A 25,276-nucleotide genomic window follows, 5' to 3' on the forward strand; every position below is an offset into this window, starting at 1 on the left:
ACGGGGGGCGGCCGATAAGTCCTTCGAACAGGAACGCTTGTCGTTCTCGGCGGTTGCCGCGCCATTCGAGTGCCCCCCAAGCGGCGGCCGATAGCAGAAACACCACCCCCAGATTCAGGTGGTGATCGAGAGAGTGCATATGGATTCGTCTTGGCTTTTGTTGTTAGCGGTACTGGCTCCGGGAGTGGCTGGTCTGTTGACGCTGTGGCTGCCCAAGGCGTGGCTCGCCCCGCGGGTGTTGCTCGCGGTCAGCGGACCCGCGCTGGCGTTTGTGCTGGTGCTGTCGCACCTGGGTGCCCACGGCATCGAGGGTGGGCTGACCCACATTGAGGGCGGGCACCACGACGAACACGTCGAACACGCCGACGAGAAGCACCACGACGAAACGGCTGACCACGGCGAGAAAACCGACGCCGAGTACGACAAGGCCAAAGACAAGTCTCACGATGCGCCCGCGCTGACCCACGAAGCGCCCCAGGGCACCGCCGCGATCTCCTGGATCCCGTCGATGAACCTGAACCTCGCCTTCCTCGCCGACGGGCTCGGCGGGTTCTTCGCGCTGCTCGTCTCGGGCATCGGCGTGCTCATCGTGCTCTACGCCCGCGGCTACTTCGGCAACACCGAAGAAGCCCAGCGCGACCTCTACCGGTTCTACCCCACGCTCGGCTTCTTCGCCACGGCGATGATGGGGGTGGTCCTGGCCGACTACACCCTGCTCACGCTGGTCTTCTGGGAACTCACCTCGATCAGCAGCTTCCTGCTCATCGGCTGGGACCGCTACGACAAACACGCGATCAAGCTCGCCAAGCAAGCCTTCTTCACCACCGGCCTCGGCGGGATGGGCCTGCTCGGTGGCATCGCCCTGTTCGGTTACGAGACCGGCATCTGGCGTTGGAGCGACATGATCGCCCAGGCCGGGGAGATCGACTTCGGCTCGGCGGGCGTGCTGTGGAGTTTTGTGCTCATGTTCATCGGCGCGGGCAGCAAGAGCGCCCAGTGGCCGCTGCACTACTGGCTGCCCGGCGCGATGGCGGCCCCTACGCCGGTCTCGGCGTACCTGCACTCGGCGACGATGGTCAAGGCGGGCGTGTTCCTAGTGGGACGCCTTCTGCCGGTCTTCGCGCCGGGTGTGTACGCCGGGCAAGCGGCGGACACGGGCCTGGACATCTGGCCCTACGTCATCACCTGGTTCGGCGCGGTCACGATGCTCTACGGCGGCATCACCGCGGTCAACCAACACGACCTCAAACGCATCTTCGCCTACACCACCGTGTCGCAGCTCGGCCTGCTCATGGCGATGTACGGCCTGGCGGGTTTCAGCTACCACGACCTGCCCACGATCGACTTCGACATCACCCAGATCGCAAACCACGCGTTCTACAAAGCCCCGCTGTTCATCACCGCCGGGGCCATCGGCCACGTCGCCTCGCGGTCGCTGCCCGAGCTCTTCGGCGCGTTCCACAAACACAAAGCGATCTGCCTCACGATGCTGCTGGCCGGCTACGCCCTCGCGGCGGGCCCCGGCACGATCAGCTTCGCCGCGAAAGAACTGTTCCTCTACGCGATCGTCCACGCCGCAAAGTACGAGCCCTGGCTCTGGCTGATCCTGGTGATGACCATCGTCACCGCGGCGTGCAACGTGGCGATCTTCGTCCGCCTGCTCACCACGCTGATGGGCTGGAAGTTCGGCCTCCAAGGCGACGACGGCAAAGAAGACGACCACGCCCACCACGACCATCACCCCCACGAACACGGCTTCTGGGGCGCCCTGATCTGGCTGCCCGCGGTGCCCCTGGTGGCGCTGCAATACCTCGGCGGGATCATCACGCCGCTGTGGAACGCGATCTTCCTGCCGTTCGAGAAATACGCGTTCTACGAAGGCTTCCACGGGCACGTGCCCTCGCTGCTGCACGCCCTGCTTCACCCGGGCCTGCCGCTGATGTTCTCGCTGCTGGCGATCATCCTGGGAGTGGGCCTGGGCCTGAGCAAACTGCTGCGTGGCCAACACACCGACATCAACGACTCAATCTACCCCGCGGTCGAATCGCTCTGCGTCCGCTGCGGCCGCTCTCTGTTTGCTTTGCTGCAGAACGGGAACCTGCGTTACTACATCCTGCTGGTGCTGGTCACGCTGAGCGCGACATTTGTACTCACCGTGAATCACGACCGGGCGATGATCGACGTGGTCGGCACCGAAGCGGCCAAGGCATTCGAGTTCGCGCCCGGGGTCATCCTGGGTGTCCTGATCTGCGCCAGCGCCCTGCTGCTGCCCGTGTTGAGCCAGCGGGTGATCCGCGTGCTGCTGCTGGGTTCGTGCGGCTTCACCGTGGTGGCGATGTACATCATCTATCAAGCCCCCGACCTCGCGCTGACGCAGTTGATGGTCGAGATTATCTCGGTCTTGCTGTTTGTGTTGGTGCTGCGTCTGCTGCCGGACGATCCTGAGCACAAGCGGCGCGTCGGGCGTTCCTGGCGTGCGGCGGTGGCGATCGTGGCCGGTTTGATCTTCGGCTGGATGACGCTGGTCGCGGCGACGGGCGACCCCGCCCAACAGCTCGGCGAGTGGTTCGTTCAGAACTCGTACCACGGCGAGAAGCTTGCCGACGGGACCTACGGCCGGGGCGGCGGCGGCTTCAATGTGGTCAACGTGATCCTCGTGGACTTCCGCGGGTTCGACACGCTGGGTGAGGTCACCGTGCTGGCGCTCGCGGCGCTGGGCGTCTGGTCGATGCTGCCCGGACGGCGGAAGGAGTTGGAAAACCTATGAGCTCGGTCCTGCTGCGTACCGCAGTCAAACTCATCTTCCCCCTCGTGATCATGTTCGCGGCCTACACCGCGCTCAAGGGCCACAACGCGCCCGGCGGCGGGTTCATCGGCGGCCTCATGGCGGCGGTCGCGTTCCTGCTTTACCGCATGGCCAACGGTCGAAAGGCCCTGGTCAAACTCATGCCGTTCCACCCCCGCCTGCTGGTGTCCGCCGGCCTGGGGATCGCGCTGGCCACGGCGATCGCGCCGCTCTTCTTCGGCCGGCCCATGCTGACTTCACTCGTGATCGACGAGCTGCCGATCGGGTTCGGCCAATCTATCCACTTTGCCTCGGCGGTGTTTTTCGACGCCGGGGTGCTGATGGTGGTGGTCGGCGTGTCGGTGGGCATGATCCAGCGGCTCAATGAAGAAATCGATGTGCGTGAGCTTCGTGCCGAGGCGGAGCGCGAAGCGAAACAGGAGGCTGCGACATGACTTTCGTCCTCGCGGCATGCGTCGCGGTATGTTTTGGTGTGAGCGTTTACCTGCTCCTGGGGCGAGACCTCAAGGGCGTCGCGATGGGTGTGTTCCTCATCGGCCACGCGGCGAACATGAGCATCCTCGCGATGAGCGGATCTCCCGTCCCCACCGAACAGGAAATCACCAGCGGTGTCGCCATCGCCGAACTTAAAGAAGCGCCGCTGTCGGCCTACGACACGCCTTCGCCCGCGCTGGGCGGCATGGTCGACCCCCTGCCCCAGGCGCTGATCCTGACCGCGATCGTCATCGGCTTCGCGGTCATGGGCTTCCTGCTCACGCTGCTGGTCATCACCGCCCGCTCGGCGGGCACGCTGGAGCTGGGTGAGCTCGCCAAGGACGACGACGCGGAAGAGCCAACCGCCGACGCGACCGCAGCCCCGGGAGGTGCGGCGTGAGCGACCCAACCAACAACCTGCTGATCCTGACGGTGGCGGTGCCCGTGGTCATGGGCCTGCTGTGCGTGCCGCTGGTCAACCTGCCCAAGCTCTGCCGCGGCATCAGCCTGCTGAGCTTCGCGGCGACGTTCATCATCTCGGTGGTGCTGCTGGGGCAGCTCGGCTCGTGGGGCGATCCCGAGACCGGCGGGATCATGGTCTCGCAGATGGGCGACTGGGCGGCGCCGTACGGCATCACGCTCGTCTTCGATTCGATGTCGGGGCTGATGCTCGCCGGGGCGTCGCTCGTCGCGCTGTGCACGACGCTGTTCGCCATCGGCTCGCTGCCCGCCCGCACCGAACGCCGCTACTTCCACCCGCTGGTCAACTTCCTCATGCTGGGGGTCAACCTCAGCTTCCTCACCGGCGACCTGTTCAACCTCTTCGTCGCGTTCGAGATCATGCTCATGGCCAGCTACGGCCTGCTGGTCATCGGCGGCGGCAAAGACCAGCTGCGCCAGGCGTACAAATACGTCGTGATGAACCTGCTCGCCTCGAGCGTCTTCGTGATCGCGGCGGGCATGACCTACGGCATGTTCGGCACACTGAATATGGCCGACCTCGGCCGACTGACCACGGAGCTCTCGGCCCGCGGCGAGCTGCCCACCGGGTTCACCGCCCTGGGCGTGTTGTTCCTGTTTGTGTTCACCCTCAAGGCGGGCGTGTTCCCGCTGTGGTTCTGGCTGCCCGATACGTACCCGACCCTGCCGATCTCGATCGCGGGGTTGTTTGGCGGGGTGCTGACCAAGGTCGGGCTGTACGCGATCGCCCGGACGTTCTCGCTGGTTTTCCTGGCGGGCGAAGCCGGTGCGGTGATCATTCCGATCCTCGCGGTGGGTGCCGCCCTGACGATGTTCGTGGGCGTGCTCGGGGCGTTGGCCTACACCAGCATGCGACGCGTGCTGAGCATGATGCTGATCGTCGGCGTGGGCTACTCGCTCTTTGGCATCGTGATCATGACCGAAGGCTCGCTCCAGGGCGCCGCGTTCTACATGGTCCAATCCATGGTGGTCATGGCGGCGGTCTTCCTCTGCTGCGGCCTGATCGAACGGGCCACCGGCACCGACGACATCGGACGCATGGGGGCGCTGTTGCAACAGCCCAAGCTCATCGGGCTGGGTGTGATGGTCTTCATCGGCCTGCTGAGCATCGTCGGCCTACCGCCGACCTCCGGCTTCCACGGCAAACTCATCATCATCCGCGAAGGCCTGACCGACATGTTCTGGGTCGTCGGCGTCACCGCCCTGCTGGTCGGCGGGCTGAGCCTGCTCGCGGCGCTTCGGGTTTGGGGTTCGTCTTTCTGGGGCCCCGCCCCCAACACGGCCGACACGCCCGAGGGCGACGACCACGCACAAATCCAAAGCTTCCCCCGCAGCGAGCGCGTCGGAGCCTGGGGCCTGATCGTGGCTTCGCTGCTGATCGGCTTTGCCGCCGAGCCATTGCTGAACACCGCGGGCCGGGCCGGCCAACAACTCGCCGAGCCGCAGGCGTACGTCGATGCGGTGCTCAACAACCCGCGTTACGCCGCGGACGCCGTGGCCAAAGCCAAGCCCGGCGATGAGAAATCGGAATACGACACCTACGCGAAGCCGAGCAAGGCCGAGGAGGAACACCATTGATTAACAAGTTCCTGCTCAACCTGTTCCTGATGGTCGTGTACATCGCGCTCTCGGGCGACGTCTCGTTCCTCAGCGCCCTGGCGGGCTTCATCATCGGTCTGTTGATCGTCACGGTGATCGGCCAAGACACGGGCAAGGGCGGCTACATCCGCCGGGTCTGGGGCGCATTCCGCTTCGGCATCTACTTCATCTACATCCTGCTTAAAGCCAACGTCGGGGTGGCCAAGGAAGTGCTGACCCCGGGCTTCAGCATGACGCCCCGCATCATCCGCTACCCGGTCGACGGGCTGTCGGAAGTCGAGGTCACCACGCTGGCCAACGCCATCACCCTGACCCCCGGCACGCTGTCGGCCGACATCACCGAAGACGGCAAGACGCTGTACATCCACGCCATGTACGCCGAGAGCCGCGAGGAAGCGATCGCGGAGCTGGACGAGCTGAAGGTCTGGTTGCTGCGGGAGGTGTTTGATCATGAGCTTTGAACTGCTGACCGACCTCTTCAACTCGTATTGGCCCGCGGTGCTCGCGGCCGGCCAGGACGCGGCCCAGGCGGCCGAGGACGACCTGCCCGAGCGGGGTGAGATGATCCCGTTCCTCGAGTTCGCCGTGATCACCGGGGTGTACGTGCTGTGCGCGGGCATGGCCCTGTGCCTGTGCCGATTGGTCAAAGGCCCCGAGCTGGCCGACCGCGTCCTGGCGGCGGACCTGCTCTCGCTGCACGTGGTGGGGCTGGTTGTGCTGCTGACGATCTACGTCGGCAACCTGGTGTTCTTCGACGCGGCCCTGGTCGTGGCGATCATCGGGTTTGTCAGCACGCTGGGCTTTGCCCAATACATCTTCGCCACCGCCCCGCGGACCATCGACCCCGATGCGCCGCGTGTGCCCCAGGCTTCGGACAACCCGCCGGTTGGAGACCCCTCGTGAACACCATGACCGACATCATCGCCGGCTGCTTCGTGCTGATCGGCCTGTTCTTCTTCCTGGTCGGCGCGGTGGGCATCATCCGCATGCCCGACACCTACCACCGTCTGCACGCCGCGACCAAGTCGTCCACGCTGGGCCTGATCGGCCTGCTCGTGGGCGTGATCTTCCACATCGGCACCGGGGCGGTCGACGCCAAGGTCATCACCGTGATCATCTTCGCCTTCGTCGCCGGCCCCGTCGGATCGCACATGCTCGCCAAGGCCGCGCTCCGCGTCGGCGACCGGCAATGGGAAGGCACGCTCTCGGACGAACACGCCGAAGACGGCCTGAGCTGACCTCTTTCCGACACGCCGACAACCCGCACGAAATTCACGCTTGGTCCGATGGCAGAGCGCCCTAAATCGGCCTAGGCTATGCCGATGTTGTGGACGGTGTTGGGTATTTTTGCGCTGGCGGGGATTTCTCCCCTGATGATCAAGCGCCTGGGCGACCGGGCGGGTTGGTTGTTGGCGCTGGGCCCTTTGGCCGTGCTGGCCTACTGGATCTTCCACTGGCCGGACGTGACCGGCGGGCAGATGGTCCAGACCCTGCCTTGGGCCGAGTCGCTGGGCGTCGAGCTCGCCCTCGTCGGCGACGGGCTGGCCGGGGCGATGTCCATGCTGATCAGCGGGATCGGGGCGCTCATCGTCATCTACGCCTCGGGCTACCTCCACGGCGACCCACGGCTCGGCAAGTTCTACAGCTACCTCTTCATCTTCATGGGCGCGATGCTCGGGATGGTGATCAGCGACAACCTGATCACGCTGTTTGTGTTCTGGGAGATGACGAGCGTCAGCTCGTACCTGCTCATCGGGTTCAACCACAAGAAGCTCGACAACCGCGACGCGGCCCTCAAGGCCCTGCTGGTCACCGGCGGCGGCGGGCTGGCGTTGCTGGCGGGCATCATCATGCTCGGGTTCATCGGCACGTCGCTGGGCTTGTCGTTCGGTGAGGCGCTGCGGGTCTCGACACTGATCGATCACGCCGAGGGTATCCAGGGGCATTCGCTGTTTGCCCCGATGCTGATCCTGGTGCTGCTGGGGTGTTTCACGAAGAGCGCCCAGTTCCCCTTCCACTTCTGGCTGCCCACCGCGATGGCGGGGCCCACGCCGGTGTCGGCGTATCTGCACTCGGCGACTATGGTCAAGGCCGGGGTGTTCCTGCTAGGGCGGATGCACCCGGTGCTCGGCAACAACACGCTCTGGATCGCCGTGGTCACGACCGTGGGCGCGATGACGATGCTCGTGGGTGCGGTCCTGGCGGTGGGCCAGCGCGACATGAAGGGCATCCTCGCCTACACCACCATCAGCGTGCTGGGCACGCTCGTGATGCTGCTGGGCGTCGGGACCGACCGGGCGATCGAAGCGGCGGTCGCCTTCCTCTTTGCCCACGGCCTGTACAAAGCCGCCCTGTTCATGGCGGCGGGCAACGTCGACCACGCCACCGGCACCCGCGACGTCACGCAGCTCAGCGGCCTCCGCCGCCTCATGCCCTGGACCGCCGCTGCGGCGCTCATCGCGGCGCTGAGCAAGGCGGGTGCTCCGCCGATGTTCGGCTACCTCGGCAAGAAACTGCTGCTGGAAGCCAAGCTCAACATCGAGATGCTCAGCCTCTACCTCACCGCGGCGGCGGTGATCGCCAACATCTGCATGGTCGCGGTCGCGCTGCTGCTGGTGCTCAAGCCGTTCTGGGGCGAGCTGCGGGAGACGCCACGCAAGGCCCACGAGTTGCCGCTTTCGATGAACCTGGGGCCGATGCTCCTGGCGGGGCTGGGGCTGTTCGTCGGCCTGATCCCCAAGGCATTCGACGAAACGCTGGGCGAGGCGATGGCGTCGTCGATCCGCGGCGAGCCGCTGGAGATGAAACTCAAGCTGCTGTTTGGCCTGAGCATCGAATCGTTGATCGTGGTCGGACTGAGCTTCGGGGCGCTGGGGCTCGGGTATCTGTTGTACCGTTTCCTCCGGCCGGGGCCGACGTTCTGGGCGCCGCTGCGACAGATGGGCCAGCTCGGGCCCAACCGCGGGTACCAGGTGTTGATGGCGGGCCTGCTCAAGTTTGCGGCGGGCCATACCCGGCTGGTGCAGTCGGGCTTCCTGCGGCGTTACCTGATGGTGGTGGTCTCCGTGTTCGCCCTGGCGGCGGGCCCGTTGGCGTACGTGGCATTCGGAAACGGACGCGACGTCTCGACGTTTGGCGTGGTCAAGATGCACGAGCTGCTGCTGGTGTTGCTCGTGATTTCCGGGGCGGTCTACGGCGTGCTCTCGCGCTCTCGACTCGCGGCCGTCGCGGCGATCGGCGGGTCGGGCATCGGGCTGGCGGTGTTGTTTGCGGTGTACGGCTCGGTCGACCTGGCGATCACCCAGCTCATGGTCGAAACGCTGATGGTGGTCATCCTGGTGATGGTCCTGCTGCGGCTGCCCCAACTCACCAAGACCTCGAAGCTGGCCCACCGCGGGCGCGACCTGCTCATCGCCGCGGCGGGCGGGACGACCGTGACGCTCATGGTGCTGGCCACCGCCACGGTCGAGATGCCCGCGAGCGTGTCGGCGTATTACCTGAACAACGCCGCGCCCGAAGCGTTTGGGCGCAACGTGGTCAACGTGATCCTGGTGGACTTCCGGGCCCTGGACACGCTGGGCGAAATCGTCGTCGTCGCGGTGGCGGGTATCGGCGTGGCGTCGCTGATCTGGCTCAGCCACGGCCGACGCACCGCGGCGCCGCCCCGCCGCAAGCGCAAGCCATCCGCAGCGCCGCCCCAAACGCAAACGGGAGGTGACGCATGAACGCCCCCGTGCTCCAAACCACCGCCAAGCTGCTGGTCTTGCTGCTGGCCGTCTTCTCGATCCTCGTGCTGATCCGCGGCCACAACGAGCCCGGCGGCGGGTTCATCGGCGGCCTGCTGTGTGCCCTCGCGTTCGCGACCCACGCCCTGTCGTTCGGCATCCGCAGCACGCGACGGCTGCTCCGCGTGGATCCGCACCGCTTGCTGGGCATCGGCTTAATCCTTGCGCTGGGCAGCGGCGTGGCCTCCATGGTGCTGGGCCAACCCTTCATGACCGGTCAATGGCTCGGCGAGGTGCCGGGCATCGGCAAGGTGGGGTCGGTCCTCGTGTTCGACGTCGGCGTCTACCTCGTCGTGCTGGGCACGGCCACGATGATCCTGGTCGGCTTGATGGGAGAACGCGACTGATGTTTCTGTTCCTCGCGATCACGGTCGGCGTGCTGTTCACTTGCGGGTTGTATCTCATGATGCGGCGCAGCCTATGGAAGCTGATCCTCGGCCTGATTCTGCTCAGCCACGGCGCGAACCTCGCGGTCTTTGTCAGCGCGGGGCTCACACGCTCGCCCGCTCCGCTGGTCGCCCTCGGCGATAAAGCTCCCCCGGACGGCGCCGCCGACCCGCTGCCCCAAGCGCTGGTGCTCACGGCGATCGTGATCGGATTCGCGGTGGTCTCGTTCACCGCGGTCCTGGTCCGCCGGGCGACCCACGCCGTGTCGAGCGACGACCCCGACCGCATGCGGAGCACCGACACATGACGATGCTCCCGGTCCTGCCCATCCTGATCCCCCTGCTCGCGGCGGCGGCGTGTCTGTTGTCGTGGCGCTCGGTGCTGTGGCAACGCGTGGCCTCGACCATCGGCGCGGTGGGCTTACTGGGCAGCGCGATCGCCCTGCTCATCACGGCCGACCGCCACGACATCGTGACCGTTCAGATCGGCAGCTGGTCTGCACCGTTCGGGATCACACTCGTGGCCGACCGGTTCAGCGCGATCATGGTCCTACTCGCAGGCACGATGGGCCTACTGGTCTGTTTGTTCAGCCTGTTCGAAGCGACACGGCGGGACGTCCACCGCGGGTTCTTCCCGCTGCTGCTCATCCTGCTGGCCGGGGTGTGCGGGGCGTTCCTGACCGGCGACTTGTTCAACCTGTACGTGTGGTTCGAGGTGCTGCTCATCGCCAGCTTCGTCTTGCTGGGTTTGGTCGGCGGGCGGGCCAACATCGAAGGCGCGGTGAAATACGTCGCGCTCAATCTCGTGGGCTCAATGCTGTTCCTCACCGCCACAGGGGTGCTGTACGGCGTCACCAAGACCCTGAACATGGCCGACCTCCACGGCGCACTGCGAGAGGTACAGGCTCAGAACCCGACGCTGGTGCTGACGCTGGCCGCGACCTTTGCGGTGGCGTTTGGGCTCAAGGCCGCGCTGTTCCCGCTGTTCTTCTGGCTGCCGGCGAGCTACCACGTCCCGCCCGCTGCGGTCTGTGCGGTGTTTGCGGCGCTGCTGACGAAGGTCGGGGTGTACGCGTTGGTGCGTGTGTTCACGCTGGTGTTCCCGGACGCCGAGCCGGTGCTCTGGGTGATCCTGATCCTCGCGGCGATCACGATGGTCAGCGGCGTACTGGGCGCGGTCACGCAATACGAATTCAAGCGCATCCTCGCGTGGCACAGCATCAGCCAGGTCGGCTACATCGTGGCAGGCGTCGGGCTGCTGGCCGTGCCGGACCCCGAAGTCCAAGCCTTGGGCTTGGCCGCCGCCGTGGTGTTCCTGGTGCATCACGGCACGATCAAGCCGGCGCTCTTCCTGGTCGCGGGCTTGGTGAAATGGCGAGAAGGCACCACCGAGCTGAGGCAGCTCGGCGGCTTGGCCGGCGCGACGCCGTGGCTGGCGGCGCTGTTCCTACTGGCGGCCCTGAGCCTGGCCGGGCTTCCGCCCTCTTCGGGTTTCTGGGCGAAGCTGGCGGTGCTGCGGGCGTTGGTGGTTGCGCAGGAGTGGTGGGTCCTCGCCGCGGCGTTGGCGGCGGGCCTGCTGACGCTGATGAGCATGATGAAGATCTGGAACGAAGCGTTCTGGAAAGACCGCCCCCTGGCTGAAAAAGTTCAGGGCCTGGAGGGCGACCCGGCACTGCCCAAGCCCCACGCGATCCCCAAAGCATTCGCCGCCCCGGTGGTGGCCCTGATCGTCCTGGTGACCGCGATCGGTCTGTGGCCCCAGCCGCTGTTGGGCTACGCCGACCGCGCCGCGGCTCAGCTCCTGACGCCGTCGGCCTACGTCGAGGCGGTGGGCGTGCCTCCGCGTGAGATCAACACGACGCCCGACGACGTATCGTCGGTCATTCTCGATGTCGAGGAGCCACAGCCATGATCCTCTTCCTCACCAACCTGCTGCTCGCCCTGGCGTGGATGGCGATGGCCGGCTCTGCCGGTTGGGCGTCGTTCCTGATGGGCTTTGCGGTGTCTTACGCCGTGATCGCCTGGCTGGGCTCACTGATCGGACAGACCGGCTACACCCGCAAACTCCCGCAGGCGATCGGCTTCGTGTTTTTCATCCTCTGGCAGCTGATCCTCTCGAACCTGCGCGTGGCTTACGACGTGATCACCCCCGCAGCCAATCGTAGCCCCGCCGTGATCGGTGTGCCGTTGGATGTCACCACCGACGCCCAGATCACGCTGCTGGCCAACCTCATCACGCTGACCCCGGGCACGCTGAGCCTGGATTTATCCGAGGACCGCAAGACGCTCTACATCCACGCGATGTTCGCCGAGGATCGCGAGGCGTTTTGCCGGGAGATCAAAGACGGTTTTGAACGGCGGGTGTTGGAGCTCTTGCGATGAGTGGGATCGATCTAGCCGACTATCCCTGGGCCGTGGGCGTGGTGCATGTCTTGCTGAGCGTGCTGGGACTGAGCATGGTGTGTGCCGCGATCCGGCTGCTGCGTGGACCGAGCCTGCCGGACCGTGTCGTGGCGTTAGACCTGCTGGTCGTGGCGGCCGTCGCGGTCGTGGCGTTGCTGGCGTGGGTCTATCGCCAGCCGTCCCTGATCGACCTGGCGGTGCTGCTGGCGCTGACGGCGTTTATCAGCACGGTCGCTTTGGCGTGGTACGTCGAAAGGAGCAAGCGGTGATGGCGGAGCTTTGGCTGGTTCTGGCGTTGATCGTGGCGGCTTTGGGGTGCCTGCTGATCCTTCTGGCTTCGGTGGGTCTGCTGCGCATGCCGGACGTGTACATGCGGATGCAGGTCGCCAGCAAGGCCTCGACGCTGGGCGCAGCGCTGGTGCTGGGCGGCGGCGCGATGGGTCTGGGCGATCCGCCGTCGGTAGTGCGGACGGTGGTGGCGATCGTGTTCCTGGCGATCACGATGCCGGTGGCGGCCCACCTGCTCGGCCGAGCCGCGGCGCGGACCGGCGTGCGGTTCAGCAGCGAGACCCGCTCGATCGAGCTGCCCCGCGACGAGTCCTGACCGGCGTGGTATAACGACGCGCTATGAGCGACTCCACCAAGAAGCAGGCCCTGATCGTCTTCGGCGGTTGGGACGGACACACCCCCCAAGCCTCGGCCGAGGTCTTCGCGCCCCTGCTCGACGAAGCGGGCTACGACGTGCACATGAAGGACACGCTCGACGCCTACGCCGACGCCGAGCTCATGAGCGACCTCGACCTGATCGTGCCCATCTGGACGATGGACAAGATCAGCAACGAGCAGTGGGCCGGCCTCAACAACGCGGTGCAGTCCGGAACCGGACTCGCGGGCTTCCACGGCGGCATGATCGACGCCTTCCGCGAGAACACCGAGTACCAGTGGATGACCGGGGCCCAGTGGGTCGCCCACCCCGGCAACCTCATGGAACGCTACACCGTCTACATCGAAGACGATTCGCACCCCATCACCTCGGGCATAGGCGACTTCGAACTCAAGAACACCGAGCAGTACTACTGCCACCACGACCCGGGCAACAACGTCCTGGCCACCACCGTGTTCGACCAGGCTCAGGGTGATCCCTCGCTTTACACGCAGAACGCCGTGCTGCCCTACGCCTGGACCAAGACCTGGGGCCGGGGCCGCGTCTTCGGTGCCGCCTGGGGCCACACCGACAAGGACTTCGATGTCCCCGAGGCCAAGGAAATCGTCCGCCGCGGGATGCTTTGGGCCAGCCGCTGAGCCCACGAGGCGAAGTAAAAAATCCATAAATCTTTCCCGCCTCGGCACCCCCGCCCGTGCCCGAGTGGATATAACTGCGTCTTAGCCTTCCCATTCCAAAGTCACTGGTGACACCTATGCTCAGCCCGGAACACGCCCGCATCCGCTCGTTCGAAGTCGTCCCCGCGCTCCCCGACGCGCTGGCCCCCCTGATCGACATCGCCAACAACATCTGGTGGTCGTGGCAGCCCCAGGCGGTCGACCTGTTCAAGCGCCTCGACTCCGAGCTCTGGGAGTCCACCGGGCACAACCCCGTCAAGCTGCTGGGCACGGTGCAGCAGACCAAGCTCGACGCCGCGGTGAACGACCCGGAATTCCTCCACGCGATCAACACGGTCAAGCAGGACCTCGAACGCGACAACGCCCGCACCCCCTGGCACATCCAATCCGGCCATGAGCTGCCCGAGGGCTCGACCGTCGCCTACTTCTGTGCCGAGTTCGGCATGGCCGAGTGCTTCAACATCTACTCCGGCGGCCTGGGCTGCCTCGCGGGGGACCACCTCAAGTCCGCCAGCGAACTGGGCATCCCGCTCATTGCCCTGGGCCTGCTCTACCGCCACGGCTACTTCCAGCAGTACCTCTCGGCCGACGGCTGGCAGCAGGAAACCACACCCGACCTCGACTTCGCCAACCTCCCCGTGGAACAAGTCAAGACCGCCGACGGCCAGCAGGTCACCGTCCACGTCGACCTGCCCGGGCGCTCGGTCGCCGTGGGCCTGTGGAAGTCGACCGTCGGCCGCATCCCGCTGTACCTGCTCGACACCAACCTCGAAGCCAACCGCCCCGACGACCGAGCCATCACCGGCCAGCTTTACGGCGGCGACATGGAGACCCGCATCAAGCAGGAGATCGTCCTGGGCATCGGCGGCGTCCGCGCCCTCGAAGCGATCGGGATCCGCCCGGACGTTTGCCACATGAACGAAGGCCACTCCGCCTTCCTCGCCCTCGAGCGCATCCGCCGGCTGATCGAAGACCACGACCTGACCTTCGACGAAGCCCGCGCTCAGGCCGCCGCGTCCCACGTCTTCACGACCCACACGCCCGTGCCCGCCGGCATCGACCGCTTCCCCTCGGACATGGTCAAGACCTACCTCCAGTCGTTCGCGCCGTCGCTGCGGCTCGACATGGAAGGCGTCCTCGCGCTGGGCCGTGACGATGTGTCGAACAAGAACGAGCCGTTCTCCATGGCCACCCTGGCGATCCGCACGTCCGACGCCTGCAACGGCGTGTCGAAGCTCCACGGCGTGGTCTCCCGCGACATGTGGCAGGCCGTCTGGCCCCACGTCCCCCACGAAGAAGTGCCGATCACCCACGTGACCAACGGCGTCCACGCCCGCACCTGGCTCTGCGATGAACTCCTGGGCCTGCTCAACACGCAGCTCGGCGACCACTGGCGCGACCACCCCGCCGACCACGGCATCTGGGACGCCATCCACCGCGTGTCCGACGAAGACCTCTGGAAGATGCACCAGAACCAACGCCGGTCGCTCATGGCCTGGGTCCGCACCACGCTGACCCGGCAGCTCGCCGACCGTGGCGTGTCGCTGCCCAAGATCAAAGAGTGCGTCGACGGCCTGTCCGACGACGCGCTGACCATCGGCTTCGCCCGCCGCTTCGCCACGTACAAGCGCGGCAACCTGATCCTGCGCGACGCCGAGCGTCTGAAGCGCATCCTCATGCACGCCGACCGCCCGGTGCAGATCCTCATCGCCGGCAAGGCCCACCCCGCCGACGGCGGCGGCAAAGACCTGATCCGTCAGCTCGTGCACTTCGGCCTCGAGTCCGAAGCCGGGCACAAGGTCGTCTTCATCGAGAACTACGACATGCACGTCGCCCGCCACCTCGTGCAGGGCTGCGACATCTGGCTCAACACGCCCAAGCGCGGCATGGAAGCGTCCGGCACGTCCGGCATGAAGGCCGCCATCAACGGCGTACTCAACTGCTCCATCCTCGACGGCTGGTGGGACGAGGCCTTCGAATCCGAGGTCGGCTGGGCCATCGGCCGACGCGAGAACTACCCCAGCCAGGACATCGCCGACGACATCGAGTCCAACTCGCTCTACGAATTGCTCGAGCACCAGATCGGCCCGCTGTTCTACGAGCGCGACGAGCAAGGCCTGCCCCGCGAGTGGATCGCACGCATGAAGCAGTGCATCGCCAAGCTCGCCCCGTTCTTCAACACCAACCGCATGGTCCAGCAGTACGCCGAGGAGCTCTACTTCCCCGCGCTGGTCCGGGCCCACACGCTCAAGCAGGACGACCTGTCCCCCGCCCGCGACCTGGCCCACCAGACCACCCGTCTGCGGCACGCCTGGAGCAAGCTGGCCGTCACCGACGTGTCCGCCGAGACCGACTCGCCGCTGGGCGTCAGCGAGCCCCGGCCGCTCTCGGTCGAGGTCGACCTCGCGGGCCTGTCCCCCGAAGAAGTCCGCGTCCAGGTCTACATCGGCGAGCTCGACAACGACGGCCGTGTCGCCCAGGGCCACGCCACCAACCTCGGCCACCACGAATCGCTCGGCGACGGCAAGCACCGCTACACCGGCCAACTCACCGCCCAGGGCAGCGGCCGCCACGGCTTCGCCATCCGCATCCTCCCCGGCGGCGAACTGTTCGAGCCGCTGACCATCCCCGGCCTGATCCACTGGGAAACCTACGCCCCCAAGCCCAAGGCCGAACCCGCCAAGGCTGTGGCCGCGGCGAAGTAACCCGCCGATGACCGACGCGCTGTTCCCGATCAACGACGACGAGCTGCTCATCAACGTGTACCAGAAGCAGGGCCGCACCCTCGACGACCTGCCCTACACCGATGAGTTCGAGACGCTCTACGCCGCGATGTACGGCCCCGACGGCCGCGACGCCCCCAACCCCACCGAGCAAACCCGGGCCAAGGTGTTCCACCGCCTGCACAACCTCCGCAAGGCCGGCAAACTCCCCAAGCTCGGCCGAGCCAAGTCGTCGCCCCCGCGCATCGAACCCGAGCAGGAACAACAACTCGTCGCCATCGTCGAAGAGCACATCGGCCAGATCTCCAAGCGTGACCAACTGCTCTACCAACCAACGTTTGATCAGATCGTTGACACCTTCAACGCCGATACCGGCCTGTCACTCTCGCCTCACGACCTTTGGCGGATCATCGCCAAGCTCGCTAAGTAGCCTCATACAAAGCCGCCGATGCCATCGGCGGTCTTGTTGCTGTTCGGGGCAATAGGCAGTGGGGTGTGGGCAATGGGGTATACATCCCACGCAACCCCCCGCCACCGCTTGCGCCCCACTCCCCAACCCCCACTGCCCACTGCCCATGCAATTCCAAACCGACTACCCCGGTGCCGTTGCCGCCTTCAAGGGCGAGGCCTGTTTCACCCTTGACTACTCTCGTGACCGCCTGCTGCACTGTCTCAAGCAGCTCGACGCCGAACAAATCTGGCAGCGCCCCCACCCCGCCATGAACGCCGTCGGCAACATCGTCCTGCACGTTTCTGGCAACCTCCGCCAATGGATCACCGTCGGCTGCGACCCGATGGAATCCATGCCCGACGATCGCGACCGCCCCGCCGAGTTCGCCGCCGCCCGCGACAACCCTGTGGCGAGTACGCCCACCGAACTCGCCGACCATCTCCGCGTTGCGGTCGATGACGCCAAAGACATCATCGAATCCCTCAACAAAGACAACCTGCTCGAACCCCGCAACATCCAGGGCTTCGACGTCACCGGCATGGGCGCGGTCTGGCACAGCGTCAGCCACCTGGAAGGCCACGCCCAGGAAACCATCTTCGCCACCCGCCTCCTGCTCGGCGACGCCTATCGGTTCAAAGACCAGTATTGATTCCCTCCTACGAAAGCCCGCCACTGCGAAGCTGTGGCGCGGCTCTCCCCCGCACGCATCCCCTACAATCGCATCATGCGAGAAAACGATCTCCTCCAACACGTCTACGCCGGGAACACGGCGTTGCCCGATGCGGTGACAATCCCGCCGGGGGACGACATGGGGGCGATCACCTTCGGCGACCGCTCGCTGCTGGTCGCGGTGGATCAGGTCGCCGACGGCGTGCACTTCGACCTCGCCAACACGCCCTTGGCCAAGGTCGGCCGGAAGGCCATCACCCGTAACCTCTCGGACATCGCCGCGATGGCGGCCAAGCCCACCGCCGCCGTGGTCGCGGCCTGCCTGCCGCGTGACTTCGGCGAGGCCAACGCCACCGCCCTGTTCAACGCCATGCGCGACACCGCCCAGACCTACAGCTGCCCGCTCATCGGCGGCGACACCGCGATCTGGGACGGCAAGCTGCTGCTCAGCGTCACCGTCTTCGCCGAGCCTTGGCGCGATGCGGAAGATCAGCCCATCGCCCCCGTCGAACGCACGGGTGCCCAACCGGGCGACGCGATCTACGTCACCGGCGAGCTCGGCCACTCCTTCCCCACCGGCCACCACCTCGACTTCGAACCCCGCATCGAGCTTGCCCGCGAACTCGTACTCGCTTCCGGGGGCGCGACCCGCCCCACCGCGATGATCGATCTGTCTGATGGCATCGCCCAGGACCTGCCCCGCCTCGTCGAACACGCCGAGCTGCAGATGCGCATCCTGCCGCTGCGTCAGGGAGAATCCGTCGACGGCCGTGAGCCCTGGCAACACGCTCTCGGCGACGGCGAAGACTACGAACTGCTCTTCACCGCCCCCGCCGACGCCGTCATCCCCCACGCCTTCGGCCACGACGAAGACGAATCGAAACACGTCCTCATCACCCGCATCGGCACCGTCACCGACGCCGGCGGTATCGTCGTCGTCACCCCCGAAGGCGAATCGCTCGCGCTCGATCAAGCCGACGCGAAAGGCTGGGAGCACACCGCGTGATCGAACTGCTCTCGACCAACCTCGACGACACCGTCGCCCTCGGCAGGCGCCTCGGCGAACTCGCCCAGCCCGGCGACGTCCTCGCACTTGATGGCGAACTCGGGGCCGGCAAAACCCAGCTCGTCCGCGGCCTCGCCCAGGGCATGGGCCTCGACCCCACTCACGTCAGCAGCCCGACCTTCGTCTTCATGCACGAATACACCCCCGAAGACGAGCACGGCCACCCCATCGACGACGACCCCACACGCCCCGTCCTGGTCCACATCGACGCCTACCGCGTCACCAGCGCCAGCGACCTCGCCACCCTAGGCTACGACGACGAGACGCGCGACACATCCGTCACCGCTGTCGAATGGGCGAAGCTGATCGCCGCCGCCCCCGGCAACCCGCTGGGTGATGACCGCCTGCACCTCGACATCCAACACGTCGGCGACGACCGCCGCCAGATCATCCTCGTCCCCCACGGCCGATGGGTGCCGCGACTATCGACATTCTCGATGCCCGCTGATTCAAACACCCCTTTGCCATAGCTGCGACGCCATGCGTCGCTGCACCTTGTCAACCATCACAACCAGCGACGCGTGGCGTCGCAGCTAAATCCAACCCTCAACCTCAAACGCCATGACCGACCGCAATCTCTCCCCAAAAACCTCGCCCTGCCCCACGTGCAAAACCCCGGTCACCGAAAACGCCAAAACCTTCCCCTTCTGCAGCGCCCGCTGCCAAACCATCGACCTGGGCCGCTGGTTCGGCAAGTCCTACAAAGTCAGCCGCCCGATCGAGCAGTCGGATATCGAAGAAGGCGACTAAAACCAATCAGACGTCGATCTGTCTCAAAAATTCTGCGATGTCATCAGCGCCGAGGATTCGCGCTTCATGGACTCGCTCGCCACTTCGCAATTCGTACAGCTCGACGTAATGCGATGTGTCGAAGACCAGCTCGTATCCATTCTTTTTGAATACAAATGCCCCTGCTTCTACCCAGCCTTGATCAGCAAGGATGAGCAGCACCCGTTGCTGTTCCGGATCGATGAATTTCGATTCATAAGGAACCGGTCTACTCAAAAGCACTTTGCATAGACGGAATAACCCACGGGACAACATTTAGAAATTACGCGTCCTTAGCTGTCTGAATCGGCTTGCTCAGCCTGCTCCGCCTTCTGCGCCTCCGGCGACACCCCATACACCACAAACCGGTGGCTCACGGGATCGAACCCATTCTCTTCACAGATGCGTTGCATGAGCGCATCCAGCTCGGCCGTGGGGAACTCGACGATGCGCTGCGTCTCGACGCACACGAGGTGCCCCTTGGGTGCTTTGCCGAACGACAGCTCGTAGTGGGCCTTGTTCGAGTCGATCAGCACCTCTCGGATGATGCCCGCTTCGAGCAGGTGCTTGAGCGTGCGGTAGACCGTGGCCCGGCTCACGCGGTGGCCGGCCGACTTCATCTCGTCGAGCAGCTCGTCCGCCTCGAAGACACGTTCTTTGCCCAGCACGACGTCGAGCGTCTGGGCGCGTTCGGTGGTGAACTTCAGGCCCTGGCGTTTGAGGAACCGGCGGAAGATCGCGCAGATCGGCGTGATCAGCAGGTCATCCGCGGGCACGGCGGGCGAAGCGGCGGCGTTGGGGGCGGGGGTCTCACTCACGCAGGTAGTGTAGCCGCGCATGCGGGCGACTGGTATCCTGCTCCGCTCCGTTCACCCGATTTCCCGGCCCCGGCCGACCGCTTTAGGAGTTTGAATCGATGTCGCAGCAACCCCTCTCCGTCGCCATGATCGGCTACGGCACCGTCGGCCGCGGCGTGGCCCAACTGCTGCACGAACAGGCCGAGCTCTACACCCAACGCACCGGCCGGGCGATCACCCTCGCCAAAGTCCTGGTCCGCGACACCGCCAAGGCCCTCGCCGCGGGCGGCATCGATGAATCGCTGCTCACCAACGATGCCGACGAATTCTTCGCCACCGACGCCGAGGTCGTCATCGAAGTCGCCGGCGGGATCGACCCGGTGGGTGGTTTCGTCCGCCGGGCACTCGAGGCCGGCAAGCACGTCATCACCGCCAACAAATCGCTGCTGGCCAAAGACGGCCCCGCCCTCTTCGCCCTCGCCCGGCAGCACAACGTGTCGATCGCCTTCGAAGCGTCCATCGGCGGCGGCATCCCCTGCGTCACCGCCCTCACCGCTGGGCTCATGGCCAACGAGATCTCCGGCCTCTTCGGCATCCTCAACGGCACCTGCAACTACATCCTCACCCAGATGACCCAGCACGGCGAGTCCTATGCCGACGCCCTCCAAGGCGCTAAAGAAAAAGGTTACGCCGAGGCCGACGAAACCCTCGACGTGTCCGGCGCCGACGCCGCCCAAAAACTCGCCGTACTCGCCTCGCTCGCCTACGGCGTGAACATCGGCGAAGACGACGTGCCCTGCCACGGCATCGACACCCTCGACCTCGACGATGTCCGCTTCGGCGACGAGCTGGGCTTCGACATCAAGCTCATCGCCTCGGCCGAGCGTTGGCCCGGCCAGCCCTACATCGCGCTCAACACCGCCCCGTGCTTCATCCCCAAGGCCGAGCAACTTGCCCAGGTGCACGGCTCGTTCAACGCGTTGTCCGTCGTCGGCCACGCCGTGGGCCACACCATGTTCTACGGCCGCGGCGCCGGCCAAGGCCCGACCGCCTCGGCCATCGTCAGCGACCTGCTCAACGTCGCCTGCGGCGCCTACCCGCTCGCCTTCGCCAACCTCCAGCTCACCCCCGACCTGCACGACCCCGCCCCGCTCGTCGAGCCCGGCGACCTCGAGAGCCGCTGGTACCTCCGCGTCAACGCCCTGGACGTCCCCGGCGTCATGGCCAGGCTCACCGACGCCCTCGGCTCCCGCGGCATCAGCCTCTCCTCGCTGCTCCAGCACGACGCCCTCGACGGCCAAGACACCGTCCCCGTCGTCATCGCCACCCACGAAGCCCGCCGCGGCGACCTCCAAGCCGCCGCCGACGTGATCGAGAACCTCCCGGAAGTGCACGGTAAACCTGTGATCTACCGGATTCTCGATCTGCCGAGCTGATTCATCGTTTCACATCACTCGAAACGTTTAGCGGGCGATCGCAGATCGCCGTGTGCCATCCAACGTGATGTGTATGTGGCGACCTATCGCCTACGCGGCGGGCGGTCAGGGCTTCGCCCCGACACCCCATACAACCTAATCCGATTCAATGTCGGACCGGTCAATTGGCTTGTCTGGGGTAATCATTGGGGAAAGCGTATCGAATTCATGGCTGCATACCCTGCAGCGATAACGTATCACATTCCCCAACTCTTCGATTAACCCAAGAAATTCAAATTCACCCTCTTTCAGGTCCTGATCACAACCTGGACAATAAACAATATTTCTTTCGAATGGTGTCTCGCCGCTCATTATTTAGAATCCCCTGATTGTCAATCGCTATGAAAACCCCACCTACCACACTGGCTGCCTTATCGGGGTGCAGGGGCAGAGCCCCCGCCGCTCGCCGCGCAGGCGATCCGTAACGAATCGGCCACAAACCCATCCACGTAAAACAACATCGACGCTATGAACCTTTAGTCTTCTTTAGCTTCTCGAAATTTTCTTCCGTAAACGGCAACGCCGTACCCGACTCCCCGTCGAACAGATCGCGCTCGACCTGCGTCAACGGACCGAGGTACACGTGCAGCGCATCGCTCGGCTGATCGCCCACGGCCGTCACCGCGTGGATCGCGTCTTCACCGATCGCCACGACGTCCCCGGGGTGGATCGTGCGGGTGCCGATTTCGTGGAGGCCGTCCTCGTCACGCCGGTAGAAGATGTTTTGCTCGGCCCCGGAGATCACACCGATCCACACCGGCATCTTGTGTTCGTGCGGCGGGATCACCACGTTCGGCTGGAACCGGCAGTTCCAGATCGACACCGTGCCGTCCTCGAACAGGTGCACCTCGTCTTCCTCACGCGGCGGGATCGCGGCCGCCACCGCTGCGGGGTCGGCGAGTGTTTCGCGCAGTAACTGAGCCACCGCTTCGCCGGGGCGCTCTTGCGTGACCGCGTCGCGGACCGCCTGCACAAAGCCGTCGTAGGTAAACGCCATGGCTCAGCTCCCGTGTTGGGTGATCAGTTCGGGCAGTTGGGTTGTGAACGCGCCGCGGGCCATCGACAGGTGTGCCCCCGCTCGCTCGGCCCCGGCCAGGGCATCGACCATCACGTGCGGGCCGAACGCGATCACTTGCGGTTGGGCGTCGTGGGTTGCAGCGAGCTTGATCAAGTCGAACGCGAACTCGCCGAGCTCGAGGTCGACCATGACGCACGTCACCGGGCCGTTGGCTTTGCCATCCTCGACCTGGTCGAGCCGGGCTTGGAGCATGTCGAGGTTGCGGGCCGGGCGTGAATCGATCTGCAACACCTCGGCGGTGCTGCGGATCTTGGTGGCAAAAATCAGGTCACTACAGGAATAAACAAGCATGGTCCGCCCATTGTAATCAGTGTGCATCCGCCGCCGTATTCAATGATGCCAGCACGCGTCGTGGTCGATAATATCTTTAGGCCACGCCACCTCGCCCCCCGGCCGACCGCTCCGCTCCGTCCCGTCAACCAAGGTCCTGCATGCCCAACTCCCCCGCCCGCATCCTCGCCGACCTCGGCTTCCGCTACGACCCCGCCAACGTATACCAGCAGGTCATCACCCAGGTGCTCGAGGCCGGCCACCGGCTCAACCTGCCGCGCCACCTTCAGCTCATCATGGCCGAGCCCAAGTCCGAGGTGATGGTGCACTTCCCCGTGGAGATGGACGACGGCAGCTTCAAACTTTTCAAGGGCTACCGCGTCCAGCACAACAACATCCTCGGCCCGTACAAAGGCGGCATCCGCTACCACCACGGCGTCAGCCTCGACCACGTCAAAGCGTTGTCGGTGCTGATGACCATGAAGTGCTCGCTCGCCGGGCTGCCGCTGGGCGGCGGCAAGGGCGGCGTGCAGGTCAACCCGCGTGAACTCTCGCAAGACGAACTCATGCGGCTGACCCGCCGGTTCACTGCGGCGCTGGGCGACAACATCGGGCCCAACCACGACATCCCCGCCCCCGACGTCGGCACCAACGCCCAGGTCATGGCATGGATGGCCGACACCTACATCAACTTCAACAACGCCACCCACCACGGCAGCGGCGCCGCCGTCGTCACCGGCAAGCCCGTCGCCTTCGGCGGATCGGTCGGCCGCGAAAAAGCCACCGGCCAGGGCGTCGTCTACGTCATCGAAGACCTCCTGCCCGAGATGATCAGCAAGCCGCTGGCCGACACGACCTACTCCGTCGTCGGCTACGGCAACGTGGGCTCGTGGACCGGCAAACTCATGGCCGCCCACGGCAGCAAACTCCTCGCCGTGATGGACCACACCGGCGCGATCGCCCCGAACGATGTCGCGGAGGGCCTGGACGCCATTGCGCTTGCCGACTACGTCACCGAGACGGGCGGCGTCGCGAACTTCCCCGGCTCCAAGCCGATCAGCGAAGAAGCGTTCTACACCACCAAGGTCGACTTGTTTGTCCCCGCTGCCCTCGAGCAGATGATCGGGACCAAAGAGGCGCAGATGCTCAACTGCCGCGTCATCGCCGAGGCCGCCAACGCCCCGACCACGCCCGAAGGTGAGAAGGTCCTGGCCGAGCGCGGCATCGACGTCTTGCCCGCGATCCTGTGCAACTGCGGCGGCGTAGTCGTGAGCTACTTCGAGTGGATGCAGAACCGCCAGAGCGAGATCTGGGAGCTCGATCGGGTGGACGCCGAACTACGCAAACACATGCGCAGCGCCGCCGCCAAAGTCCTCGCCGCCCGCACCGAACTCGATTGCGACATGCGCACCGCCGCCTTCGCCGCCGCCCTCAAGCACGTGGCCGAGGTGTATCGCTTGCGGGGTATTTTTCCCTAATCAGCGATCCCGTTTTCCGTAGGGTGGGCACCGCCCACCGCCACATCCATACACTCTCCAAGGTGGGCAATGCCCACCCTACGCCTCACCACTCTGGTCTTCGAAATCATCAAACGAACCCGGCGACGGCATCCATGAAGGCGGGTAATGCCCGTCCTTTACAAACTTGGCGAAACTCGAATACGGCCAATCAATCGGTCGCTCACAATATCCATGCTTCACCGGATTGAAATGGATGTAATCCAAACGACCCGAAAGTTCGTCTTCATCACGAATCATCCGGTCGTAGAACCGGCGCTGCCAGACGTCAGTTTCACGATGTCGTTGGCGTGAGGCAGAGGATGTCGAACATCCAGCTTTGAGCATACTGCTGAATTTTGCCTTGCAAAGCCCTACTCGCTTTGACAAATCACCTTCACATGCCGGCAAGCTAATTAACAGGTGAACATGGTTGGGCAAGACCACCCCCGCAAGAACGTCAAAAGGGAAAACCTGTTGTGATTGCCGAATCGCCTCTCGCCAAAGTTGGACGGACGAGTCATTGGAGAAGATGGCACGCCGCTGGTGCGTCATAATCGTGACAAAATACGTAACGCCCGGAATCCATAGACGTCGATAATTCGGCATCTTGCCCCCGTATTGGGCATGTTGCCCCGTAGGGTGGGCAACGCCCACCACGCACATCAGAAAACACCGCCGGTGGGCAGTGCCCACCCTACATTACTATTCCGCCTTATCTTCAACTGCTTGCAGCCCAATCAGCTCACCCTCCCACTTGCTCGTGTGGAGAAACAAATGTTTCTCGTGGGTATACGTGAAAGCCAGACCGACCTGATTAGAACTGGGGGTCAAGATCTTGCCACCCACTTGTATCCCAAGCTGCTTGCCCTCACGATCCAACTGAACATCGACAGCGTCGAATACATCCCCACGAAAAACCACATCGCCATCACGTGTGATCTCCGCAATCGAGGATTTGATGCCATCGACGTTTATCTCGCCATAAAGGTCATCGCCTTGAATTGACTCAACAATCACCACGGTGTCGGGCTCTTCTACTTCGGCATACACCCAGGTACAACACAAACCCAAAGCGACAAGGCCAACGAACACGCCAGTCGATTTGATTCGCATACAACACACTTTTCAGTTGATTGTGTACGGATATCAAACTAATTGTATTGCTCAATTCAGGCAGATCAGCCTGAAAACCATGCCGGAAAATTC

The 25,276-nt window shown here is 64.9% G+C and carries 29 protein-coding genes; 23 read left to right on the top strand and 6 right to left on the bottom strand.

Going from position 1 to position 25,276, the window contains the following annotated elements:
- Positions 1-139 precede the first annotated feature (139 nt).
- The 21 genes from mbhE (HNQ40_RS01210) to HNQ40_RS01310 all read left to right on the top strand — a co-directional run bounded on the left by mbhE (HNQ40_RS01210) (position 140) and on the right by HNQ40_RS01310 (position 18,933).
- A complete protein-coding gene (gene mbhE, locus HNQ40_RS01210) occupies positions 140-2,767 on the top strand; it encodes a hydrogen gas-evolving membrane-bound hydrogenase subunit E (RefSeq protein ID WP_221435326.1) in 2,628 nt (875 codons plus the stop codon).
- A complete protein-coding gene (locus tag HNQ40_RS01215; protein WP_184675568.1) occupies positions 2,764-3,240 on the top strand; it encodes an MnhB domain-containing protein in 477 nt (158 codons plus the stop codon). Before mbhE (HNQ40_RS01210) ends, HNQ40_RS01215 begins: the two co-directional genes overlap by 4 nt.
- The gene (locus HNQ40_RS01220) at positions 3,237-3,680 is read left to right on the top strand and encodes a sodium:proton antiporter (RefSeq protein WP_184675570.1); all 444 of its coding nucleotides are present in this window, start codon (positions 3,237-3,239) and stop codon (positions 3,678-3,680) included. The genes HNQ40_RS01215 and HNQ40_RS01220 overlap by 4 nt, the downstream gene beginning before the upstream one ends.
- Positions 3,677-5,338 carry a proton-conducting transporter transmembrane domain-containing protein gene (locus tag HNQ40_RS01225; protein ID WP_184675572.1) on the top strand — a complete coding sequence of 554 codons (1,662 nt, stop codon included), beginning with the start codon at positions 3,677-3,679 and terminating at the stop codon, positions 5,336-5,338. Before HNQ40_RS01220 ends, HNQ40_RS01225 begins: the two co-directional genes overlap by 4 nt.
- On the top strand, positions 5,335-5,820 hold the full coding sequence (locus HNQ40_RS01230) for a Na+/H+ antiporter subunit E (RefSeq protein ID WP_184675574.1): 486 nt from the start codon (positions 5,335-5,337) through the stop codon (positions 5,818-5,820). Before HNQ40_RS01225 ends, HNQ40_RS01230 begins: the two co-directional genes overlap by 4 nt.
- On the top strand, positions 5,810-6,262 hold the full coding sequence (locus tag HNQ40_RS01235) for a monovalent cation/H+ antiporter complex subunit F (RefSeq protein WP_221435327.1): 453 nt from the start codon (positions 5,810-5,812) through the stop codon (positions 6,260-6,262). Before HNQ40_RS01230 ends, HNQ40_RS01235 begins: the two co-directional genes overlap by 11 nt.
- Before the next feature lie 5 nt (positions 6,263-6,267).
- Positions 6,268-6,597 (top strand): monovalent cation/H(+) antiporter subunit G, encoded by a 330-nt coding sequence (gene mnhG / locus HNQ40_RS01240; protein ID WP_246402968.1) that lies wholly within the window; start codon positions 6,268-6,270, stop codon positions 6,595-6,597.
- Between the two features lie 84 nt (positions 6,598-6,681).
- Positions 6,682-9,084, top strand: coding sequence for a hydrogen gas-evolving membrane-bound hydrogenase subunit E (gene mbhE, locus HNQ40_RS01245; protein ID WP_221435328.1), 2,403 nt, complete (start codon positions 6,682-6,684; stop codon positions 9,082-9,084).
- Complete coding sequence (locus tag HNQ40_RS01250) at positions 9,081-9,491, top strand: Na+/H+ antiporter subunit B (RefSeq protein ID WP_184675580.1); 411 nt, start codon at positions 9,081-9,083, stop codon at positions 9,489-9,491. Before mbhE (HNQ40_RS01245) ends, HNQ40_RS01250 begins: the two co-directional genes overlap by 4 nt.
- A complete protein-coding gene (locus tag HNQ40_RS01255; RefSeq protein WP_184675582.1) occupies positions 9,491-9,838 on the top strand; it encodes an NADH-quinone oxidoreductase subunit K in 348 nt (115 codons plus the stop codon). Before HNQ40_RS01250 ends, HNQ40_RS01255 begins: the two co-directional genes overlap by 1 nt.
- Positions 9,835-11,442, top strand: coding sequence for a proton-conducting transporter transmembrane domain-containing protein (locus HNQ40_RS01260; protein ID WP_184675584.1), 1,608 nt, complete (start codon positions 9,835-9,837; stop codon positions 11,440-11,442). Before HNQ40_RS01255 ends, HNQ40_RS01260 begins: the two co-directional genes overlap by 4 nt.
- Positions 11,439-11,912 (top strand): Na+/H+ antiporter subunit E, encoded by a 474-nt coding sequence (locus HNQ40_RS01265; protein WP_184675586.1) that lies wholly within the window; start codon positions 11,439-11,441, stop codon positions 11,910-11,912. The genes HNQ40_RS01260 and HNQ40_RS01265 overlap by 4 nt, the downstream gene beginning before the upstream one ends.
- Positions 11,909-12,202 carry a monovalent cation/H+ antiporter complex subunit F gene (locus tag HNQ40_RS01270; protein ID WP_184675588.1) on the top strand — a complete coding sequence of 98 codons (294 nt, stop codon included), beginning with the start codon at positions 11,909-11,911 and terminating at the stop codon, positions 12,200-12,202. The genes HNQ40_RS01265 and HNQ40_RS01270 overlap by 4 nt, the downstream gene beginning before the upstream one ends.
- Entirely contained in the window at positions 12,175-12,537 is a 363-nt protein-coding gene (gene mnhG / locus HNQ40_RS01275) for a monovalent cation/H(+) antiporter subunit G (RefSeq protein ID WP_221435329.1), read from the top strand. The genes HNQ40_RS01270 and mnhG (HNQ40_RS01275) overlap by 28 nt, the downstream gene beginning before the upstream one ends.
- 23 nt (positions 12,538-12,560) lie before the next feature.
- Positions 12,561-13,235 (top strand): ThuA domain-containing protein, encoded by a 675-nt coding sequence (locus tag HNQ40_RS01280; protein WP_184675592.1) that lies wholly within the window; start codon positions 12,561-12,563, stop codon positions 13,233-13,235.
- 116 nt (positions 13,236-13,351) lie between these two features.
- Positions 13,352-15,979, top strand: a complete 2,628-nt coding sequence (gene glgP, locus HNQ40_RS01285) for an alpha-glucan family phosphorylase (RefSeq protein ID WP_184675594.1) — start codon at positions 13,352-13,354, stop codon at positions 15,977-15,979.
- Between the two features lie 7 nt (positions 15,980-15,986).
- Complete coding sequence (locus HNQ40_RS01290; protein WP_184675596.1) at positions 15,987-16,427, top strand: hypothetical protein; 441 nt, start codon at positions 15,987-15,989, stop codon at positions 16,425-16,427.
- 145 nt (positions 16,428-16,572) lie between these two features.
- Positions 16,573-17,097, top strand: a complete 525-nt coding sequence (locus HNQ40_RS01295; RefSeq protein WP_184675598.1) for a DinB family protein — start codon at positions 16,573-16,575, stop codon at positions 17,095-17,097.
- Between the two features lie 75 nt (positions 17,098-17,172).
- Positions 17,173-18,123 (top strand): thiamine-phosphate kinase, encoded by a 951-nt coding sequence (locus HNQ40_RS01300; RefSeq protein WP_184675600.1) that lies wholly within the window; start codon positions 17,173-17,175, stop codon positions 18,121-18,123.
- Positions 18,120-18,653 (top strand): tRNA (adenosine(37)-N6)-threonylcarbamoyltransferase complex ATPase subunit type 1 TsaE, encoded by a 534-nt coding sequence (gene tsaE, locus HNQ40_RS01305; protein ID WP_184675602.1) that lies wholly within the window; start codon positions 18,120-18,122, stop codon positions 18,651-18,653. Before HNQ40_RS01300 ends, tsaE begins: the two co-directional genes overlap by 4 nt.
- Before the next feature lie 91 nt (positions 18,654-18,744).
- Positions 18,745-18,933 (top strand): DNA gyrase inhibitor YacG, encoded by a 189-nt coding sequence (locus HNQ40_RS01310; protein ID WP_184675604.1) that lies wholly within the window; start codon positions 18,745-18,747, stop codon positions 18,931-18,933.
- Positions 18,934-18,939: 6 nt separating this feature from the next.
- Here HNQ40_RS01310 and HNQ40_RS01315 read toward each other — a convergent pair whose 3' ends face one another.
- Positions 18,940-19,188 carry a hypothetical protein gene (locus tag HNQ40_RS01315; protein WP_184675606.1) on the bottom strand — a complete coding sequence of 83 codons (249 nt, stop codon included), beginning with the start codon at positions 19,186-19,188 and terminating at the stop codon, positions 18,940-18,942.
- A 56-nt stretch (positions 19,189-19,244) separates the two neighbouring features.
- Positions 19,245-19,769: a Fur family transcriptional regulator gene (locus HNQ40_RS01320; RefSeq protein WP_184675608.1), complete on the bottom strand. Its 525-nt coding sequence runs from the start codon at positions 19,767-19,769 to the stop codon at positions 19,245-19,247.
- Between the two features lie 98 nt (positions 19,770-19,867).
- Between HNQ40_RS01320 and HNQ40_RS01325 the strand changes: the two genes are divergently transcribed.
- On the top strand, positions 19,868-21,184 hold the full coding sequence (locus HNQ40_RS01325; protein ID WP_184675610.1) for a homoserine dehydrogenase: 1,317 nt from the start codon (positions 19,868-19,870) through the stop codon (positions 21,182-21,184).
- A gap of 505 nt (positions 21,185-21,689) precedes the next feature.
- Here the strand turns inward: HNQ40_RS01325 and HNQ40_RS01330 are convergent.
- Both HNQ40_RS01330 and HNQ40_RS01335 read right to left on the bottom strand, forming a co-directional pair.
- A complete protein-coding gene (locus HNQ40_RS01330) occupies positions 21,690-22,220 on the bottom strand; it encodes a hypothetical protein (RefSeq protein WP_184675612.1) in 531 nt (176 codons plus the stop codon).
- Between the two features lie 3 nt (positions 22,221-22,223).
- Entirely contained in the window at positions 22,224-22,592 is a 369-nt protein-coding gene (locus HNQ40_RS01335) for a hypothetical protein (RefSeq protein ID WP_184675614.1), read from the bottom strand.
- A gap of 140 nt (positions 22,593-22,732) precedes the next feature.
- Between HNQ40_RS01335 and HNQ40_RS01340 the strand changes: the two genes are divergently transcribed.
- The gene (locus HNQ40_RS01340; protein ID WP_184675616.1) at positions 22,733-24,049 is read left to right on the top strand and encodes a Glu/Leu/Phe/Val family dehydrogenase; all 1,317 of its coding nucleotides are present in this window, start codon (positions 22,733-22,735) and stop codon (positions 24,047-24,049) included.
- A 78-nt stretch (positions 24,050-24,127) separates the two neighbouring features.
- Here the strand turns inward: HNQ40_RS01340 and HNQ40_RS01345 are convergent, their stop codons facing one another.
- A complete protein-coding gene (locus tag HNQ40_RS01345) occupies positions 24,128-24,676 on the bottom strand; it encodes an REP-associated tyrosine transposase (RefSeq protein WP_184675618.1) in 549 nt (182 codons plus the stop codon).
- 96 nt (positions 24,677-24,772) lie between these two features.
- Positions 24,773-25,183: a hypothetical protein gene (locus tag HNQ40_RS01350; protein ID WP_184675627.1), complete on the bottom strand. Its 411-nt coding sequence runs from the start codon at positions 25,181-25,183 to the stop codon at positions 24,773-24,775.
- Positions 25,184-25,276: the final 93 nt, after the last annotated feature.

It is taken from the genome of Algisphaera agarilytica (assembly GCF_014207595.1).
GTDB lineage: Bacteria > Planctomycetota > Phycisphaerae > Phycisphaerales > Phycisphaeraceae > Algisphaera > Algisphaera agarilytica.

What these genes read in the sequence shown, in the direction of transcription:
- HNQ40_RS01220 (WP_184675570.1), top strand. Translation starts at nt 3,237, where the DNA reads ATGACTTTCGTCCTCGCGGCATGCGTCGCGGTATGTTTTGGTGTGAGC.
- mbhE (WP_221435326.1), top strand. Translation starts at nt 140, where the DNA reads ATGGATTCGTCTTGGCTTTTGTTGTTAGCGGTACTGGCTCCGGGAGTG.
- HNQ40_RS01310 (WP_184675604.1), top strand. Translation starts at nt 18,745, where the DNA reads ATGACCGACCGCAATCTCTCCCCAAAAACCTCGCCCTGCCCCACGTGC.
- HNQ40_RS01215 (WP_184675568.1), top strand. Translation starts at nt 2,764, where the DNA reads ATGAGCTCGGTCCTGCTGCGTACCGCAGTCAAACTCATCTTCCCCCTC.
- HNQ40_RS01340 (WP_184675616.1), top strand. Translation starts at nt 22,733, where the DNA reads ATGCCCAACTCCCCCGCCCGCATCCTCGCCGACCTCGGCTTCCGCTAC.
- HNQ40_RS01265 (WP_184675586.1), top strand. Translation starts at nt 11,439, where the DNA reads ATGATCCTCTTCCTCACCAACCTGCTGCTCGCCCTGGCGTGGATGGCG.
- HNQ40_RS01270 (WP_184675588.1), top strand. Translation starts at nt 11,909, where the DNA reads ATGAGTGGGATCGATCTAGCCGACTATCCCTGGGCCGTGGGCGTGGTG.
- HNQ40_RS01235 (WP_221435327.1), top strand. Translation starts at nt 5,810, where the DNA reads ATGAGCTTTGAACTGCTGACCGACCTCTTCAACTCGTATTGGCCCGCG.
- HNQ40_RS01260 (WP_184675584.1), top strand. Translation starts at nt 9,835, where the DNA reads ATGACGATGCTCCCGGTCCTGCCCATCCTGATCCCCCTGCTCGCGGCG.
- HNQ40_RS01255 (WP_184675582.1), top strand. Translation starts at nt 9,491, where the DNA reads ATGTTTCTGTTCCTCGCGATCACGGTCGGCGTGCTGTTCACTTGCGGG.
- HNQ40_RS01345 (WP_184675618.1), bottom strand. Translation starts at nt 24,676, where the DNA reads ATGCCGAATTATCGACGTCTATGGATTCCGGGCGTTACGTATTTTGTC.
- HNQ40_RS01325 (WP_184675610.1), top strand. Translation starts at nt 19,868, where the DNA reads ATGTCGCAGCAACCCCTCTCCGTCGCCATGATCGGCTACGGCACCGTC.
- HNQ40_RS01295 (WP_184675598.1), top strand. Translation starts at nt 16,573, where the DNA reads ATGCAATTCCAAACCGACTACCCCGGTGCCGTTGCCGCCTTCAAGGGC.
- mbhE (WP_221435328.1), top strand. Translation starts at nt 6,682, where the DNA reads ATGTTGTGGACGGTGTTGGGTATTTTTGCGCTGGCGGGGATTTCTCCC.
- HNQ40_RS01330 (WP_184675612.1), bottom strand. Translation starts at nt 22,220, where the DNA reads ATGGCGTTTACCTACGACGGCTTTGTGCAGGCGGTCCGCGACGCGGTC.
- mnhG (WP_246402968.1), top strand. Translation starts at nt 6,268, where the DNA reads ATGACCGACATCATCGCCGGCTGCTTCGTGCTGATCGGCCTGTTCTTC.
- HNQ40_RS01350 (WP_184675627.1), bottom strand. Translation starts at nt 25,183, where the DNA reads ATGCGAATCAAATCGACTGGCGTGTTCGTTGGCCTTGTCGCTTTGGGT.
- HNQ40_RS01335 (WP_184675614.1), bottom strand. Translation starts at nt 22,592, where the DNA reads ATGCTTGTTTATTCCTGTAGTGACCTGATTTTTGCCACCAAGATCCGC.
- HNQ40_RS01290 (WP_184675596.1), top strand. Translation starts at nt 15,987, where the DNA reads ATGACCGACGCGCTGTTCCCGATCAACGACGACGAGCTGCTCATCAAC.
- glgP (WP_184675594.1), top strand. Translation starts at nt 13,352, where the DNA reads ATGCTCAGCCCGGAACACGCCCGCATCCGCTCGTTCGAAGTCGTCCCC.
- HNQ40_RS01300 (WP_184675600.1), top strand. Translation starts at nt 17,173, where the DNA reads ATGCGAGAAAACGATCTCCTCCAACACGTCTACGCCGGGAACACGGCG.
- HNQ40_RS01250 (WP_184675580.1), top strand. Translation starts at nt 9,081, where the DNA reads ATGAACGCCCCCGTGCTCCAAACCACCGCCAAGCTGCTGGTCTTGCTG.
- HNQ40_RS01280 (WP_184675592.1), top strand. Translation starts at nt 12,561, where the DNA reads ATGAGCGACTCCACCAAGAAGCAGGCCCTGATCGTCTTCGGCGGTTGG.